Source organism: Pontibacter burrus (assembly GCF_010686685.1).
GTDB lineage: Bacteria > Bacteroidota > Bacteroidia > Cytophagales > Hymenobacteraceae > Pontibacter > Pontibacter burrus.
The window spans coordinates 531,853-549,850 of record NZ_JAAGWD010000001.1; the positions used below are offsets into that span (position 1 = coordinate 531,853).

At 44.3% G+C, this 17,998-nt stretch carries 14 protein-coding genes; 11 read left to right on the forward strand and 3 right to left on the reverse strand.

Annotated features, from left to right (window positions below):
• Positions 1 to 67 precede the first annotated feature (67 nt).
• The 8 genes from GXP69_RS02450 (at position 68) to porN (ending at position 8,942) form a co-directional block, all read left to right on the forward strand.
• Positions 68 to 1,117, forward strand: coding sequence for an MraY family glycosyltransferase (locus tag GXP69_RS02450; protein ID WP_204281884.1), 1,050 nt, complete (start codon positions 68 to 70; stop codon positions 1,115 to 1,117).
• Positions 1,118 to 1,163: 46 nt separating this feature from the next.
• Complete coding sequence (locus GXP69_RS02455) at positions 1,164 to 2,273, forward strand: DUF4271 domain-containing protein (protein ID WP_235925533.1); 1,110 nt, start codon at positions 1,164 to 1,166, stop codon at positions 2,271 to 2,273.
• A gap of 58 nt (positions 2,274 to 2,331) precedes the next feature.
• Positions 2,332 to 3,126: a uroporphyrinogen-III synthase gene (locus tag GXP69_RS02460; protein ID WP_163911936.1), complete on the forward strand. Its 795-nt coding sequence runs from the start codon at positions 2,332 to 2,334 to the stop codon at positions 3,124 to 3,126.
• A 162-nt stretch (positions 3,127 to 3,288) separates the two neighbouring features.
• Complete coding sequence (locus GXP69_RS02465; RefSeq protein ID WP_163911939.1) at positions 3,289 to 4,263, forward strand: PorP/SprF family type IX secretion system membrane protein; 975 nt, start codon at positions 3,289 to 3,291, stop codon at positions 4,261 to 4,263.
• A 234-nt stretch (positions 4,264 to 4,497) separates the two neighbouring features.
• Positions 4,498 to 5,523 (forward strand): T9SS ring complex lipoprotein PorK/GldK, encoded by a 1,026-nt coding sequence (gene porK / locus GXP69_RS02470; RefSeq protein ID WP_163911941.1) that lies wholly within the window; start codon positions 4,498 to 4,500, stop codon positions 5,521 to 5,523.
• A gap of 72 nt (positions 5,524 to 5,595) precedes the next feature.
• Positions 5,596 to 6,399: a type IX secretion system motor protein PorL/GldL gene (gene porL / locus GXP69_RS02475; protein ID WP_163911944.1), complete on the forward strand. Its 804-nt coding sequence runs from the start codon at positions 5,596 to 5,598 to the stop codon at positions 6,397 to 6,399.
• Positions 6,400 to 6,458: 59 nt separating this feature from the next.
• On the forward strand, positions 6,459 to 8,060 hold the full coding sequence (porM, locus tag GXP69_RS02480; protein ID WP_163911947.1) for a type IX secretion system motor protein PorM/GldM: 1,602 nt from the start codon (positions 6,459 to 6,461) through the stop codon (positions 8,058 to 8,060).
• Positions 8,061 to 8,081: 21 nt separating this feature from the next.
• Positions 8,082 to 8,942 carry a type IX secretion system ring subunit PorN/GldN gene (gene porN, locus GXP69_RS02485; RefSeq protein ID WP_163911950.1) on the forward strand — a complete coding sequence of 287 codons (861 nt, stop codon included), beginning with the start codon at positions 8,082 to 8,084 and terminating at the stop codon, positions 8,940 to 8,942.
• A 97-nt stretch (positions 8,943 to 9,039) separates the two neighbouring features.
• Here porN and uvrC read toward each other — a convergent pair whose 3' ends face one another.
• From uvrC to porW, 3 genes are read right to left on the reverse strand one after another with little or no spacing between them, the layout of a single operon-like run.
• Positions 9,040 to 10,851 carry an excinuclease ABC subunit UvrC gene (gene uvrC / locus GXP69_RS02490; RefSeq protein WP_163911952.1) on the reverse strand — a complete coding sequence of 604 codons (1,812 nt, stop codon included), beginning with the start codon at positions 10,849 to 10,851 and terminating at the stop codon, positions 9,040 to 9,042.
• An 11-nt stretch (positions 10,852 to 10,862) separates the two neighbouring features.
• A complete protein-coding gene (locus tag GXP69_RS02495; protein WP_204281885.1) occupies positions 10,863 to 13,181 on the reverse strand; it encodes a penicillin-binding protein 1A in 2,319 nt (772 codons plus the stop codon).
• Positions 13,182 to 13,187: 6 nt separating this feature from the next.
• Complete coding sequence (porW, locus tag GXP69_RS02500) at positions 13,188 to 15,986, reverse strand: type IX secretion system periplasmic lipoprotein PorW/SprE (protein WP_163911955.1); 2,799 nt, start codon at positions 15,984 to 15,986, stop codon at positions 13,188 to 13,190.
• 289 nt (positions 15,987 to 16,275) lie between these two features.
• On the opposite strand from porW, the gene GXP69_RS02505 reads away from it, so the two are divergent.
• The 3 genes from GXP69_RS02505 to atpB are packed head-to-tail and all read left to right on the forward strand — an operon-like array spanning position 16,276 to position 17,970.
• Positions 16,276 to 16,503, forward strand: coding sequence for an AtpZ/AtpI family protein (locus GXP69_RS02505; protein ID WP_163911958.1), 228 nt, complete (start codon positions 16,276 to 16,278; stop codon positions 16,501 to 16,503).
• 7 nt (positions 16,504 to 16,510) lie between these two features.
• Positions 16,511 to 16,900, forward strand: a complete 390-nt coding sequence (locus GXP69_RS02510) for a hypothetical protein (RefSeq protein ID WP_163911962.1) — start codon at positions 16,511 to 16,513, stop codon at positions 16,898 to 16,900.
• A gap of 38 nt (positions 16,901 to 16,938) precedes the next feature.
• Positions 16,939 to 17,970 carry a F0F1 ATP synthase subunit A gene (atpB, locus tag GXP69_RS02515; RefSeq protein WP_163911966.1) on the forward strand — a complete coding sequence of 344 codons (1,032 nt, stop codon included), beginning with the start codon at positions 16,939 to 16,941 and terminating at the stop codon, positions 17,968 to 17,970.
• Positions 17,971 to 17,998: the final 28 nt, after the last annotated feature.

The window sequence follows — 17,998 nt, forward strand, 5'->3', positions numbered from 1 at the left end:
TAGTATTTAACGGCAATTTATAGTCGGCCGGAACGTTAAAACCTGTCAGCATCTGCAAAGCAGCCCTATGGAGCAGAAAGTTATACATCTGGTACTATCTTTTGCCTGGTCTTTCCTGATCGCCATATTTGCGGTACCATCTATCATTCGGGTGGCCCACCTTAAAAATATACTCGATCAGCCAAACTTCCGGACAGTACACGAGGCGCTAACTCCACGGTTAGGTGGGCTGGCTATGTTCGCCGGTTTCATGTCGGCACTCACCATTTTTGCTGACCTGAACAATGGCGTGCAGCAACTTCTGGCTGGTTGTGTTATCCTGTTCTTTATCGGGCTTAAAGACGACCTGATTGCTATTTCAGCTTTAAAGAAGTTTGCTGTTCAGTTACTGGCAACCGGCATTGTTATGTTTATTGCCGATATTCGCATTACCAGCTTTCAGGGTATTTTCGGAATAGGAGAACTGGAGGTAGGCGTAAGCTACTTTTTCACCTTTTTTGTGATAATCGGTATTACCAACTCCATAAACCTGATTGATGGATTGGATGGCTTGGCTGGTGCACTTGTAATCATTGCTTGTGCTACCTTTGGGGTCTACTTTCAGCTATATGGCGGAGCCGGCTATGCAAACTATGCGGCTGTGGCCTTTTGCCTGGTGGGGGGAGTGCTGGGCTTTTTGCGGTATAACTTTCATAAAGCAACAATCTTTATGGGAGATACAGGCTCCCTTCTTTGCGGCTTTATTATTTCAGTCTTAGCCATTCAGTTTATTGAAATGCGGCAAGTTCCGGCTGCACCTTCAGTGGCCATCGGTATATTATTCGTGCCGGTTTTTGATACGGTCCGTGTATTTGCGATTCGTATTTTTAGCGGCAAGTCGCCGTTTATACCGGATAAAAACCATGTGCACCACCGGTTGTTAGCTATAGGTTTTAGTCAGATTGGTACTGTGCTTGCGTTGGCTGCAGTTAATATTGTTGTTATTCTGTTTGTAGTAAGCTTCAGTTCATGGGGCAATCTATACCTGCTAATCGTGATGCTGGTATTTTCTGTAATCTTCAGTATTTTTCTTGGGGTATTTAAATCCAGATTTGCGCAGCGTGTTTCCAAAGTTTAAATTATATCTGTGGTTTATTGGTGTCGTAATCTTTTGCCTGGCCCCTTTGCGCCCGGTTTGTGCACAAGAACTGCCCCTGGATCCTGAAAACGCGCTTACAGGCGACTGGTTGGTATATAAGAGTGGTACTACCCAATTAATGCCATACGTTGCCGGCGCTGAGTCCGAACATCATGCAGTGCACCAATGGGTGCGTATTTCTCCCGATACTCCCTTCCCGCTCTCTTTTACTGTGCAGAAGGGCCTTTGTCTGTTCCTGAACAATAAGCTGCTGTTTGTAGCAGATTCAACAGCTTCTTACAGGCTTAACCTGTCAGATTATGTGCGCGGCCTGGTACCAGTGGATGGTAAGTACCTGCTGACAGTTTGGCATCCGGAGCAGCCGCCTGTTGTATCAGCCTTTAGAAGCGCCGAGCCGGTAAACCAATTACAACAGCAACAGGATGGGCAGATAGCTTATAAAATCCATGCAAGGGAAACTATTAACCTGAATGCTTTTACCATTTTCATGTTACTGATAGGATTGCTGTATGGCAGCCTGAGAAGCAATTATCCTGGTGATTTCAGTAGTCTCTTTAATCTTAGTTCCTTTTTCAGGGTTAGCTCGTTGCAGGAAGGGTTTCTGGCTAAGCCAATCAGCTCATGGTCAAGTATTTTGTTCGTGCTTGTATTTTCGCTGTCATTATCGCTGCTGATTGCCGCAATCCATACAGGCGTGCAGTATGTGCAGTTACTTAATCAGTTTTTCCCTGTTTCAACAGCCGACATAACCACCAGAATTTTGTTCTATACGGTCCTTATCTTTTCTTTCATCCTGCTAAAATACCTTTTCCTCAAAATGATGGGATTTATTTTTGGATTGGAAGATATTGTGCAGCTGCAGTACCAAGAGTTTGTGAGAACTATACTTTTTCTGGGTATTTTTATGCCAGTGATTGTGTTGATTTACCTTGCATTTAATGCCAGTATGCCCGGTATTATACTTTTAATTTCTAATTTGGCGGTTGCATTATTGTTAGGAATCACGATTGTACGTGTTTTTGCAACAGTAAATACGAAAGCTCCTGTACAAAATCTGCATTTATTTTCATACCTTTGCGCCACAGAAGTTATTCCGCTGGCAATAATACTTAAATTGATTGTGTTTAACTTTTAAAAACACAAATTCTTGGTATTGCAGCGGTGTCAGAAGTGATACATTAAGAACCGCATATATGGTTGAGAGCAAAGCAAAAGGGAGCGCGAATCCTGAAAGACACAAAGTACCTATTAAAAGTATACTGGTAACACAGCCGCAGCCTACCACTGACAACTCTCCTTATGTTACGATAGCTGAAAAGTATGGCATTAAAGTAGACTTCAGAGCATTTATTGAAGTAGAGCCGGTGCCATTTAAGGAGTTCAGAAAAGATAAGGTGGATATCCTGTCGCACACCGCAATTATTTTTACGAGCCGTAACGCTGTAGACCACTTCTTTAGAATCTGCCAGGAGAGCAAGATAGAAATGCCTGCTGATATGAAGTACTTCTGTATTTCTGATCAGACAGCTTATTATCTGCAGAAGTATATTGTGCTGCGCAAGCGTAAGCTTTTTGTAGGCGAAAAAACAGCGAAGGATCTTTTTGAGGTGATTAAGAAGCATAAGAATGAGAAATTCCTGTTCCCATGCTCTAACATCCGCAAAGACGATATTCCGGCTTTTATGGCTGCCAACAAGATCAAATTCACAGAAGCGATTATCTACAAAACTGTAGCGGCTGACCTTTCGGATCTGGATGATGTAACATACGACTGCCTGGCATTTTTCAGCCCGTCTGGTATTACATCTTTGTTCGCAAACTTCCCGGATTTTAAACAGAATAACACCCGTATAGCTGCATTTGGCCCTACCACAGCCAAAGCCGTACGCGATGCCGGATTAGAACTGGACATCGAGGCGCCAATGCCAAACGCACCTTCTATGACAGGGGCAATAGAAGTTTATATTCAAAATCAGAAGCAGAAGTAAAAAAAGCGTTTCTGCTGCAACTTTTATTTAGGAAATCCATAATACTAAACGCAAAGATAAGGGAGTACTAATTTCCTTGTTTTTGCGTTTTAGTGTATAAGTAGTATATTTAATTCCATATACTTCTACAAATTCCTTACCTCGGCATTGTTGCGGTTGCCTATGAAAAAGCTTCTACCCTTGTGTATACTGTTGTTGCTCGTTTTTGGCTATAAGGCACAAGCGCAGCAACAGCCGCAATTTACCCATTATAGTTTTAATGGAATGCAGCTGAGCCCTGCTTATGCCGGCATTACAAACCGCCCCGAGGTAATGAGTATTTTTCGTTACCAGTGGCTGGGCTATAATGCTACTTTTGACGATGGAGGGGCGCCACAAACGTTACTGCTTACAGCGCACACTCCTGTCAGACTGCTACGCGGAGGTGTAGGACTGACTTTGATGCGCGATAAAATTGCGAATACTACCTATACTACTGCTGCCCTTTCCTACTCTTTTCATATACCTGTTGGTGAAGCGAAACTTGGTTTGGGTATACAGGGGAATGTGAACAATATCAAGAAAGGTAGCTACAGAGCAATTGATGATAACGACCCGAGCGTGCCATACAACAGTTCGGACTCAAAATATGACCTGGGAGCTGGGATTTGGTATGAATCGCAAACATTTTATGCCGGCGGAGGGGTAACAAACCTGCTGCATTCGGAGTATGAGTTTGCAAACCAGCAGGACGGTGTAGGAGACGATAAGAAGGGAAATGTGCTGAGCGAGAATCATATTTACGTGACGGCAGGTTACCATTTGCCACTTACCCGTGAGTTTGTACTTACACCGATGGCCTTGGTGAAGCACGATACAGAGACTTTTTCGTTTGATGCAGGTGCTAAGGTAACCTATAGCGAAAAATATTGGGCCGGAGTGAACTACCGTCATCAGGAAGCTGTTGGTGCGCTTGTTGGGATGGGTTTATTCACAGATAATTCATTAAGAGTAGGATACGCATTTGATTTTACAGTATTTGATAAAGTGGCCAAAGCGCCAACATCACATGAAGTGATGCTTTCTTACAGGCTGCCCGAGCCTGCAGTGCGCTTTAAGCCACCAGTAAGAACGCCGCGATATAACTTCAGCAGATAACCGTCAAATACATGAAAAAGCTTATATAGCTTAAAAGTGCAATTCATGAAATAATACAGAAAAAAATAGTGATCTATCTGTAAAATAATCCCTTAATAAAGCCGTTCAAAAATAATAAATAAGTGTAGCAAGTAAATGTTTGTTTATTTGGTACTAAACAATATATATTTGCTACACCAGTGAAAATGTGCCAAGAATACTTTGCTAAAAATTTTACCTTTTTTAAGAGTGATCATGAACAAACTATTTAAGCTGTCTTCCTTTGCTCTGGCGGTGCTGCTGCTTGCAGGATGCGGTTTGAGAAACAGACCACAAGGAGACCTGATAGGCTCGCAGGACCGTCCGGACTATAATGCACAGCAGATCCCTTATGGTATGGTTGCGTGCCCGGGAGGTACCTTTCATATGGGCCAGGCCGATGAAGATATAGCCGCAACAATGGCTAACCTGAACAAGCAGGTTACTATTGGAGCCTTCTATATGGATGAGACAGAGATCACAAATAATGAATACCGCCAGTTTATGGAGGCAATCATGCAGGACTCTCTGGATATTCTTGGCGAAGCCTGGGTGATGGAAACCCTTTATCCTGATACTACTGTTTGGGTACGAGACTTCTCTTATCACATGGGGGATCCACTAATGGAATACTATTACTCGCATCCGGCATTTGATGACTATCCGGTGGTAGGCGTAGACTGGTTTGCAGCAAGGTATTTCTCTGACTGGCGCTCAAAACTGAAAAACCAGGCAAATGCTGAAGAAGGGATGGCTCCTATGCCAAGCTTTAGATTGCCTTCAGAAGCGGAGTGGGAATATGCAGCCCGCGGTGGACGTGATGTAACTGTTTATCCTTGGGGTGGCCCTTACCTGCGTAATGCGAAAGGTTGCTTGCTGGCAAACTTCAAGCCTGGCCGTGGCGACTACTATAGCGATGGCTTCTCTTACACTGCACCGGTAGCACAATACTTCCCGAACGACTTTGGCTTGTATGATATGGCTGGTAACGTTGCCGAATGGTGCGAAGACGACTATGCTGATGCCTACGTGCCAATTACTTGGGACCTGAACCCTGTTTACAGAGATCCGGCTGGCCTTGAAACCAGAAAAGTGGTTCGTGGTGGTTCATGGAAAGATATCGCTTACTTCCTGGAGACAGGTACCCGTAACTTCGAATACCAAGACTCTTCCAGATCATATATTGGCTTCCGTAATGCGATGGTTTACATCGGCAGATCATCAGGAAGAGAATTCAGATAAGAACATCCCCTATTTTATTAATACTCCACAAAACCCAAACACAATCGTTCACACTTTAATTTAGAAAACAAAATGAGTAACAAGAAGGAACGCAGCTTCATATACGACGTGCTGATGCCGAAAGTATACGGTCTTGGCGCTGCTGTCGTAATTATTGGTGCACTTTTCAAAATCCAGCACTGGCCAGGTGCTGACGTTATGCTTATTGCTGGTCTTGGAACAGAGGCAATCATCTTTGCTCTGAGTGCTTTCCAGCCACAACCGCACGATCCGGACTGGGCAAGAGTATATCCACAACTTGCTGATGACTACAGCGGAGATGCTATATTACCAGCAACTACAGCTGCTTCGGGTGGCAATGGTCTTACCCGCAAACTGGATGATATGCTGCTTGATGCAAACATTACGCCAGAAACTATTAATTCTTTAGGTTTAGGTCTTAACAGATTAAGCGATACAGCCGCGCAGCTTGCCGATGTAAGCCATGCTGCTTCAGCTACATCGGACTATACTTTAAAAGTACAGGAAGTTACAGGTTCATTAGACAAAATGAACGTAGCTTATGCAACTACTTCTGAAGCCCTTGCACAGATGGCTGGCTCTACAGTTGATGCCAAAGAGTATCACCAGCAGATCCAGGGTATGACCAAGAATCTTGGTGCACTAAACGCAGTGTATGAAATGGAACTACAGGATGCTAACAACCACCTGAAGGCCATGAACAAATTCTATGGTAACCTGAGCATGGCGATGGAGAATTTAACTGATGCCAGCAAGGATACAGAACAATTCAAGCAGGAAGTTTCTAAGCTTACACAGAACCTACACTCACTTAACACAGTGTACGGAAACATGCTTACTGCTATGAGAGGCTAGTCAGGCCTTACTTATTGTTCTAATTCAAAAACGAAAACAACAGTTAAATAAGGTAAAAAATGGCTGGAGGAAAAGAGACACCTAGGCAGAAGATGATCGGTATGATGTACCTGGTACTGACCGCACTTCTGGCCCTACAAGTGAACTCGGCTATCCTGATGAAATTTCAATTCCTCGATCAAAGTTTGATGGGGGTAAATGATAAAACAGTTACGGATAATACCGGAGTTCTGAACAGCATAAATGCTGCTGTAAAAGAAATGGGTGAAACTGCTAAAGACAAGCAGGTTCTTACAAGTGCGCAGCAGGTTAGACAGAAGACATCTGAAATGGTTAGCTATATCCGTGGTTTGCGCGAGAAATTAGTGAATGAAACTGGTGGAGTAAACCCAGATGATCCGAATCAGTATGCTAACCCGAATGCAGAGGATAAAGTAGCTATTATTATGATTGGTGCAGCCAATAAAAATAATGGTGCTGCATACGAGCTGAAGGATAAGCTTAACGAATATGCAAAGTTCCTGAAGGGCTTTAACCCAACTATGCCGGCAACACTGGCAAATGATGGCAAAGAAGATCCTGTTGCGAAAAACGATAAAACACAGCGTAACAAAGACTTTGCAGAGCTAAATTTTGAAAATACGCCACTTGTAGCAGCACTGGCTGTTCTGTCGCAGAAAGAAAGCGAGATACTGAAATATGAAGCTGATGCTTTACAGAAGCTGGCGAATGAAGTAGGTGCAGAGAAAATTGTAGTAGATCAGATCTTTGCAATGGCACGTGCTGAATCCAAAACTGTAGCAGCTGGTACTAAGTACAAGGCAGACCTGTTTATTGCAGCTTCTTCTGAGTCTATTAAACCAGAAATGCGTTACAGAGGTCAACCACTGAAAGTAGTTGATGGTAAAGGACAGGTCGAGTTCGTTGCATCTGCTACAAACTATGATGCTGAAGGTAACTCAAAGCAAACTTGGAAAGGCGAAATCACCATCAGACAAAAAGGCAAGGATACTACTTATGTAGTAGAAGAAGAGTACATCGTAGCTAAGCCTGTCATTCAGGTTCAGTCTGCTGCTGTACAGGCCTTATACTTCAGATGTGCAAATGAGCTGAACATACAGGTGCCAGCACTGGGTGCTACTTACGACCCGAGCTTTAACGCAACAGGTGGACAAGCTGTAAAGGGCGCTAAAAAAGGCCTGGTAACAGTAATTCCTAGTTCAACAGAAGTTAAGCTTACTGTAAGCAGCAACGGAAACGCAATTGGCACTGAAACATTTAAGGTTCGTCCGATACCAAAGCCTACGCTTACACCGTTAGTAAATGGACGTCCGCTGGATGTTAGACGTGGTCTGCCAGCTCAGGCAATCAGACAGGTTAACATTGAAGCGATTGCAGATGAAGGTTTTAAACAATTATTACCTAACGAAGCACGTTTCAGAGTTACAAAGTGGAAAGCTTACCTGGTACGTGGTGTAAACCCAATTGATCAGATAGAAGTGAATGGGCCATCAGAGAACCTTTCGCGATTTGCACAGAAAGCCAGCAAAGGCGACCGTGTAGTAATTGAAGTTCTGGATGTAAAACGTCTGAACTACAAAGGAAGCGTGGAAGATATCAACGTAAGTGGTGAAACCAACTGGACCATTCCACTGAATTAATTTTTGAAGCTTACAAGGAATATGAAAGTAGTAAAAGCATTAGGTATAGCAGCAGGCATTTTCCTGGGCATGAATGCGATGGCGCAGCAGGTATCTACCACTGCTACCAGCAGTCCATCCGCCAGACCAATTCCGGAACATGATGTATTGTTCAGGAAAACAGTATGGCGCAAGATAGACCTGCGCGAAAAGCAGAACAGGCCGATGTTTTCTGAAAACAGGGAAATTACTAAAATCATTATGGATGCTGTAAAAAGCGGAGAGCTGACAGCCTATGCAAATGATTCAGTAAGCAAGCCCTTAACCCGCGAAGAATTTGCTTCGAACATGACCAAGCAGGAAGCTGCTTCAGGTTTGAGCGAGGAAGAAATTGCAGCTGGTTTCGGAAACCAAAAAGAGGAGGAGAGTGCATGGGGCGCAGCGCTTGGTGGAAATAATGCCAATGCGAATGCAGGACCTGCAACAAACGAGTATTTCGCAAAGGAACTATACCTGCTCGAACTGAAAGAGGATGTGGTATTTGATAAGAAACGTTCCAGAATGTATCATGACATTCAGACGATCACGATCAAAATACCTGCTACTTCAAATGAACTTGGCATAGAAAATACACTGGCATCGTTTAAAATGAGTGATCTGGTACGCGTATTCCGTAACAATCCGGAAACTGCTATCTGGTATAACGCACAAAACAATGCCCAGCATAAAAACCTGGCAGATGCTTTCGATTTATGGCTGTTCAGCTCATACATTACAAAGATATCTAACCCAGGCGACAGAGCTTTAGCTGATATGCATGGCGCAGGTGCGAAAGGCCTGTTAGCAGCTCAGGAAGCACTGGAAGCGCTGATAGAATATGAATACAGCTTGTGGAGCTACTAATAGCTACTCAGCTTAAAATAAAAAAGGAGACCAGTAATTTGGTCTCCTTTTTTATTTTAAGGCTTTTACATCAACTATAAACTGTAATAGCGATAACCTATAGTTGCTCAGAGTGGAGGAAATCGTAAAGTATAGTGGCTTTAGCCTTACCCACTTCTTCGGTCAGTTCATCTATAGTTAGGTCACGCAGCTTTTTGACGGACCTGTACTTAGCTAACAGACGTTCAGCAATGACAGGGCCTATTCCTTTGATATCAGTAAGTTCGGTTTTAAGCGTACCTGCATCGCGTTTACTTCGGTGAAACGTGATAGCAAAACGGTGCGCCTCATTGCGTATGCGCTGGATCAGTTTCAGGGACTCAGACTTTTTATCAATATAAAGCGGAAGTTTGTCGCCAGGGTAGAAGATTTCTTCCAGTCGTTTGGCAATACCAACTATAGCCATTTTGCCCCAAAGATCAAGATCCTTAAGCGCCTGTACTGCAAAACTCAATTGTCCTTTACCGCCATCTATAACTATAAGCTGAGGCAATGGCTGGTTCTCTTCCAGTAAGCGTTTGTAGCGACGGGTAACAATCTCATACATCGACTCAAAGTCGTGTGGGCCGACAACGGTTTTTATATTAAAATGGCGATAATCTTTTTTACTTGGTTTGCCATTCTTAAAACATACCATAGAAGCAACCGGGTTATCACCCTGGAAGTTGGAGTTATCAAAACACTCAATGTGACGGGGTAGCTCAGTGAGGCGTAAGTCTTTTTTAAGTGTTTCCAGTACCCTGAGCTCACGCTTTTCATTCAGATCCCGATTCTTTTCCTGTCTTCCTTCTCGTTCCTTACGCAGGTACATGGCATTTTTGAGCGAGAGGTTGAGTAACTTTCGTTTATCTCCTATCTGTGGGTAAGTAACAGCAATGTTATCGAGTGGCAGCGTAACTTCTATGTTGGTAATCACTTCGCGTGAAGTGCTTTCGAACTCCTGGCGCAACTGTACTATAACAGAAGCTAAAATGTCAGCGTCGTCTTCATCCAGCTTCTTTTCTACCTCAAGGGATTGTGTTAGGATAATAGAGCCGTTCATTACCTTCAGGTAGTTCAGGAAAGCACACTGCTCATTAGAGGTAATCGTAAAGACATCAATGTTAGAAAGCGTATTGCTTACTACTGTAGACTTAGCCTGGAAATCCTCGAGCATGTCCAGCTTTTGCTTATACTGATGGGCCAGTTCGAACTGAAACTCTGCCGCTGCAGCAGCCATTTGCTCTTTGAAATAGTTTTTAGCTATAGTTAGGTTGCCGGAGAGTATGTTTCTGATCTGCGAAATATGCTGGTTGTATTCCGTTTCATCTACCAAACCTTCGCAGGGGCCTTTGCAGTTGCCTATATGATACTCCAGGCATACCTTAAATTTTCCAGCCTCAATATTGGCAGGAGATAGATTGTAGGTACAGGTTCGTAATGGATACAGCGTCCGGATAAGATCCAGAACCACATGCATGGTAGTGCCACTCGGGTAAGGACCAAAGTAGCGTGAGCCATCGTTGATCTTATTGCGCGTACTGATTACACGCGGAAAGCGCTCATTAATTATGCAGATGTAAGGATACGTCTTACCATCTTTCAGCAGGATGTTATACTTGGGCTGATACTGTTTGATCAGGTTATTCTCCAGCAGGAAGGCATCTGCTTCAGTATCAACTATAGTAAACTCGATTTCCTTGATCTGGGAAACAAGTTTAAGCGTTTTTTTATTATGCTGGGCAGAGCGGTTGAAATAAGAGCTCACACGCTTTCTTATATCAACTGCTTTGCCAACATAGATAATACCGTTGTCGTCAAAAAATTTATAGATGCCGGGCTTATGCGGCAGATGCGATATCTTTTCTTTCAGCTTTTCGTTCGCGGGCATTTCAGCGCAAATTAGATCTCTGCGTCAAGGTTAATTTCAGTTGGCAAACGAAGGAATTCATCCTGTTGGGTAGAATCAATCGGTATACCGCCACTGTTATACTTTGCGCAATCTAATTCTACAGATAAAGGCGCTAAAGGTTTAGGGAAAGGATCTTTAGACACATCCAGCGATTTATCGGCATATACTTTCTGCATAAAGGCGCCATAAATTGGCATGGCAAGCCTGCCACCCTGACCCAGCGCTATAGTTCTGAAGTGGATGGAACGATCTTCGCCCCCAACCCAGGTACCACATACCAGGTCAGGAGTTACACCCATAAACCAGGCATCAGAGTAGTTCTGAGTTGTACCGGTTTTTGCACCAATCTCGTTTTTCAGGCCATTGCGGTGACGCAGGCCATAGTATGATGTACCGCCAGGCTCAGCAGCTGCTTTCAGCATGTGTACCATCATATAGGCTGTTTCTTCGCTCAGGGCATCTACCGTATTTGGTACAGGCGTGTAAAGCACGTTGCCATGCTTGTCTTCGATGCGGGTAATATAGTTAGGCTCCACCCAGGTACCGCTGTTTACGAATGTACCATAAGCGCCAACCATATCAAAAAGGGTAACATCACTTACACCCAATGCCAGCGAAGGTGTAGGGTCAAGCGGAGTACTGATGCCTAAACGTTTAGCAGTTTTAACCAGCGTTTCGGGGCCCAGTTTATTTACAAGGAAAGCCGAAATAGAGTTAACAGATTCAGCAAGGGCCTTACGTAGGGTATATTTCTGACCTGAGTATTTGTTGTTCGCGTTATTAGGACACCACATATTACCATCTGGCAGTGGGATACACATTTGCGTATCTATTACTTCGTAGCAAGGGTAATAGCCGTTCTCGATAGCAGCGGTGTAAAGGAACGGCTTAAATGTTGAGCCAGGCTGACGCGCACCCTGCTTTACGTGGTCGTATTTAAAATGCTTATAGTTGATACCGCCAACCCATGCCTTAATATGGCCCGTTTGTGGTTCCATCGCCATAAAGCCTGTCTGTAGGAAGTGTTTATAGTACTTCATCGAGTCAATCGGGCTCATTTCTACCTGCTTTTCGCCTTCCCACGTAAAAATGGTCATCGGTATTTTTTTGTTCAAATAGAAATTGATGGAATCCTCGTTGCCATCAAATCGTCTCTGCAGGTTTCTGTAGCGGTCAGAGCGCTTAATAGCCTGCTCCACATAGCCTTTTATTTCCTGGTTGTTACGGTCTACCCACGGGTTGCGGCCTTTCCAGTGCTCGAAAAACAGCTTCTGCTGGGCCTTCATGTGTTCAGCTACAGCCTGCTCGGCATGCTTCTGCATCCTGGAATCTATAGTTGTATAGATCTTCAGACCATCAGCATAGAGGTCGTACCCGTTTTCGCGGCACCATTTCAGCAGAAACTTACTTGCTTCGGTACGGAAATAAGGGGCTAAGCCGATGTTTTGGTTCTCTACACGGTAATCAAGTTTAATGTCCTGCTCTTTTAGTTGGTTATAAGCGTTTTCCTCTAAAAAGCCATACTTAACCATTTGCGAGAGCACTACATTACGGCGTCGCTTGGAGTTTTCAGGGTTAAATTTCGGGCTGAAAGCTGTTGGCGCTTTTAATAAACCAACCAGCACCGCCGACTCCTGCACTTCCAGGTCATGAGGAGCTTTGTTAAAGAAGGTGCGGGCTGCTACCTTAATACCAAAAGCATTTGAACCAAAGTCTACAGTGTTAAGGTACATGGTCATGATCTCGCGCTTTGTGTAACTGCGCTCCAACTTCACGGCCATAATCCACTCTTTAGTTTTCAGGATGAGCATACCAATTCCCGGCACGCCATTCAGAACACCGTTATTCAATTCTTCGCTACGGGTATTAAACAGGTTTTTAGCCACCTGTTGGGTAAGCGTACTACCACCACCTTTCAGGTCGCCTGTAATAATGCCCGATGCCACACGCATCATAGCTTGCGGGTCTATACCGGAGTGATCTTCAAAGCGGATATCTTCTGTTGCCAATAAAGCATTAACTAAGTTATCCGGCAGGTCCTCGTAGTCAACTGGAGAGCGGTTTTCACGGAAATACTTACCCAGCTGTACATTGTCGGCTGAGTATAGTTCCGAGGCCAGTTCGCTTTTAGGGTTTTCGAGGGTGCGCAGGTTTGGCATCTCCCCGAAAAGATTAAGGAAGTTTGCACTAACAGCCCAGATGTAAACTATAAAGGCTGCAAAGCCACCTAAAAAAAGCAACCAGATGGAAGTTAGCACTTTCGGGAACACCGATTTTGGTTGTGTAGCAGTTTTTTGACGCGTAGTCATGTATTCTTAATAATTGTTTTTGAAGAAAGTCAGATATGCTTCAACATCTTTCTTCTGCATGAATTTCTGATAGTTGGCAGAAGAGATTACAAAGGTAGTGAATTCTACGCCTCTAATTCTACCAACCGGGGCTTCCGGCCCTTTTTGTCTTGTATTATAACTGTTTGCCAACTTCTGGTCATTTATGGAGCGCGCCACCAGCATTGTTTTACCCGGGGCGAAAGATTCCTCTGATACAGTTAGCTGTTGTGCTCTGTAAAATTTAAGGTTAAACTTCTCGTATTTGGCAGCGATGTCTTTAAAAGCGGCATGGTCTGTTGGGTAAATCAATACAAAATAATAAGCTGTATCTACCTCAGTACTATAGGCAACCGGAGCCTCCTCTGCAGGTTCAGCTATAGTTGCGGCTGTCGTGTCTGCTATAGTTTGAGCAGGTGTTGTTACAGTGGCTGTAGTATCTATAGTTGTTGACTGTGTGTTTGTAGTTGTTGTTGTAGCTGTTGGTTGCACAGGTGCTGTAGATGCAATAACTGTGCTAACTTTATCTTCGGGCCGGAGCTGAGCTGCTGCTTTGGGTTTTGGCGGTTCTATAGTTGGGGCCTCTTTGCGAAGCATGTTTTGTTGCTCCAGCGAACTATAGCGTTCCAGCAGCACATTGGCTTTTGCCTGCAGTGGGCTTGCCGGGAATTCTTTTCTGAACTGCTCCAACTGGGCACGCAACGCCTGCGGCTCTTTGGTGCGCGCCGTGATCATGATTTCCAGATAAGCCGCTTTGTCCTGAATGTCGTTGTGCGGGAACTGGCTCACTACCTGGTCAACTATAGTTTGTGCTTGCTTATAGTTTCCTGCTTCGTAATAAGTGTAAGCAGAGTCGTATAAGGCGCGTGCTTTTACGTTTTCGGCTGCATTTTTAACGCTGAACTCAGGGTCATCAACTAACTGGGCAAAAGCAGAACCCGGAAATTGCTGCTTTATTTTATTATAGTATGCCTGTTTCCGGTTGTCGTTTGCCTTATCGTAGATCAGATAGAGGGCATAGTAAGTCTCGGCTGCATGCTCAGTGCTAGGGAAACGCTGTAGCAGTTGCTCAAAAGTTTCGGCTGCTTTTGCGTTTTCATGCAGGTTTTGGTAATAGATATTGCCCAGGGTAAACAAGGCTTCTTCTACCATTTTTTCAGAGCGCTGTATAGCGGCTGTAGTCAGCGGTATCTCCTGCAGATAGGCCTGTATCTGCGCTTTTGCTCTGGCTTCGGCGGTTAAAGTTGTATCTGGAGTAGCCGCTATAGTTTCCTGTTGGGTTTCCTGTGCCTGTTGGCTACTTTCTCCCCTGCTGCGTATGCGCCAGAAATCCTGTAAAGGCCTGTCGCCCCAACGACGGATAAACTCGGAACGGGCACTTGCCATAGCAGCCGGGTTATCGAAATACCACACCCCACCCGTAGTCTGTTGGTTAAAAGCCAGTGCATCATTTGTGTTGATGCTGGACCTGCGGCGTTCGTTTTGTGCCTGCTGTGCCTCCTGGTGTGCAAGTAACTGCTGTCTTTCTTCTTCCTGGCGCTGTACTAATTGCTGCAAAAAAGCTATTCGGTCGGCTTCGCTCATGCGGGCAATGCGCTGTAAGCTGTCCTGAGTCTGAATGGTGTTATACTGCGTGGCAAATGCAGTAAGTACGTTGCGGCGTTCGGCAACGGCTTCGTATTCGGGGGCAGTCTGCGGATACACCTGTACGGCACTGTCGTAATAAGCCTGTGCCATGTTGTATTTGCCCAGATGCTCAAAATATATTCTGCCAGCCAACAGGTAACTATAGGCTTGCTGGTTTGGCAATGTACCGCGTTCTTTTAACGATTGCTGCAGGTAGGTCAGCGCTTTATCATAGTTCTGCTTACGTAGTTCGAACTGTGCCATCTCGTACAGGATCTTGTCTTTGTACTCGACATTCTTTTCATCTTTAAGCATGCGCTGATAAAAACCAGCTATCCGCTCCTGGTCCTGTTCGTCGCTCAGCTCCGAAACTTGCCCAATATATAGCCTGCTGAAAAAGCCCAGGTCGTAAGGTGGGTTACTGCGCAGAATTTTATTGTAATGCTTATATGCTTCTTTATTCTCCTGCTTGGCCTGGTATAGTTGCGCAAGCGCAAAACGAACCCGTGATTCGGCGTCTTTCCCCTCGAAATTAGGTACAGATAGAGCCAGGTTCTCGATCACAGCAGCTGTGTCGGACTGCATCCAGTGGTATTGGGCACGGGCCAGGTATAGTTCGCGGGCATTGTCTTTGTTCAGGCGCTCGCGGCGTAGTAATTCTGATACCTGGTTCGCATTATCCAGCTCCTGCATTTGCAGGTAAGTGCGCATCAGCCATACCAGTGCTTCGTGGCGGGCATCTTTATCCTTGCTTATTGTATTAGCATATTTAAAGGTGCGGGCTGCATCGGCAAAATCGAGCTGGTAGTAACGTGCACGGCCAATCAGAATGTAGCAGTCGTCTATCCATTTGCTGTTTTTGTGATACTGTATCGGGAAGGACGCTTTTTTAACAACATCCTCCAGGTCGGCGGCAGCAGCTTTGGCTGTAGTAGAATCTATAGTTGGATAGATCGGGATTACTTGGTTGTAATCATAAACCATCTGCTTCTGCAGCGCCGCTTCTATGGCACGCATTTTCTCCTTGGCCAGAAAGTAGCCATTGTAGCGTGAGGTAGTGTTGTGATATGTTTTACTAAGTGGGTTGTTACGCTCCACAGAGCACGCACCAACTATAGCCGATACCAGCAGGAGCAGTAAGTATATAGATTTTTGCTTCAAAGTATAACGCAATGCAGAAAGACTTAGGCTAAAGTATAAAAAATAACGATGCAGCAGGTTGTAAAAGTATAAATATAGCAACTGTAAAAGCAGTACGCACTGTTACTAAACGAGTTTACAGTGTCAGTTCTATAGTTTCCACTATAGCCCCAGGTAATGAACTATAGGTAACCGCATTTGGTTTCAGGCGGGGCCTGGCAGACAAAATTAGACAATTTGGTAGCGCCTTATTTGTGAATAACAGCATGTTGCAACAAAAAAAGCAGTACTTTTGCACAAAATTATTCCTATGGCAACTACTCCTGATAGCGAAGATAAAGAGGGCGGCATCAAACCCTACCTGAAGTATTCGGGACTGGCTTTCCAGATGATTGGCGTAATGGTACTGGCTGCATGGCTGGGAATGAAGCTGGACGAGCATTTTGCGACACAAAATCCGTGGTTCACGATCGGGTTATTGGTGGTGGCGGTAGTTGCTTCTATGGTTTTGGTTATATTTTCATTAAACAAAAAATAAGTACCCTGTGAATTTTTTTAAAAAACTTGTACTGTTTTCGGTAGTGGTAGGACTGCTGGTTGGGGCGCTGCAATTTTATACCGGCAGCCAGCTGGTGCACACTCATATCTGGTACCTGTTCGGATTTATGGTAATAGTTACAGCACTGGCCTATTATGTATCGCGGCTCGGTGTGAGCTACGATAACGATAATTTCCAACTATACTACTTTGGGTCAATGGGTTTCCGGATGATATTGAGTATAGCGGTGATCTTTATCTATGTATTCCTTCACTCTGAAAACGAGCTGCAGTTCGTTTTGAACTTCTTCGTGCTATATTTTCTATTTACCGGGTTTGAAATTTACAGTTTGTTGGCTAACTTCGCACCGCAATTGAAAAAGCCGAACGAGCAATAAAGTACCACTTTACAAGCGTTGCTTCTAACTATCTCTTAATGAAGAAGTTATTTATTTTACTGTTTTCCTTCTTAACGATCTCAGCTCAGGCTGCGTCCTCTGAAGGTGAAGAATTCAAGCCAGGTGATCTGATCATGCATCACATTGCTGATGATTACAGCTGGCATTTTGCAGATGGCGCAGTGCTTTATCTGCCGGTTATACTGATAGATAACGGAAAATTCGTTTCTTTCTCTTCCAGCAATTTCTATAACGAGAACCACGAACTTGTTCCTTACGAGGGATATGTTCTCAATCACGGTCATATTTACAGAGCAGATGCCTCTGGTGAGCCGTCAGAAGATAAGGCAGGTCTGTATGACTTCTCTATCACCAAGAACGTGGCTTCTATGTTCGTGAGTGTTGCATTGCTGTTTCTTGTGTTTTTCTCTATTGCAAGCAGCTATAAGAAGAATGCAGGTAAAGCGCCAAGAGGTCTTCAGTCATTCTTTGAGCCAATCGTTATTTTTGTTCGCGATGAGATAGCAAAGGGTAATATTGGTCCTAAGTATGAGCGTTATATGCCATACCTGCTGACTATCTTCTTCTTTATCTGGTTTAATAACCTGCTTGGTTTGATGCCGGGTGGGGCAAACTTAACTGGAAACATTGCCGTTACGCTTGTGCTGGCTACGCTGACGCTCCTTATTACTGTGTTCAGTGGTAATAAGAACTACTGGGGGCACATCTTTGCAACACCAGGTGTTCCGAAATGGCTGGCTCCGATCATGATTCCGGTGGAATTGATCGGTATCCTTACAAAGCCATTCTCTCTGATGGTCCGACTTTTTGCAAACATTACTGCGGGTCACATTATCATTCTTTCCCTGTTCAGCTTAATCTTTATCTTTAAAAGTGTTGCTGTGGCGCCAATAAGCGTAGCGTTCGCAATCTTCATGTTCTTCCTGGAGTTACTGGTAGCGCTGCTGCAGGCTTATATCTTTACCCTGTTGTCTGCAATGTACTTTGGTGGCGCTGTTGAAGAACACGATCACGTGGATGACATGGGATTTGGTGAAGGTGCTCATTAATTTGAATTCTTTTTTTAACTATATATAA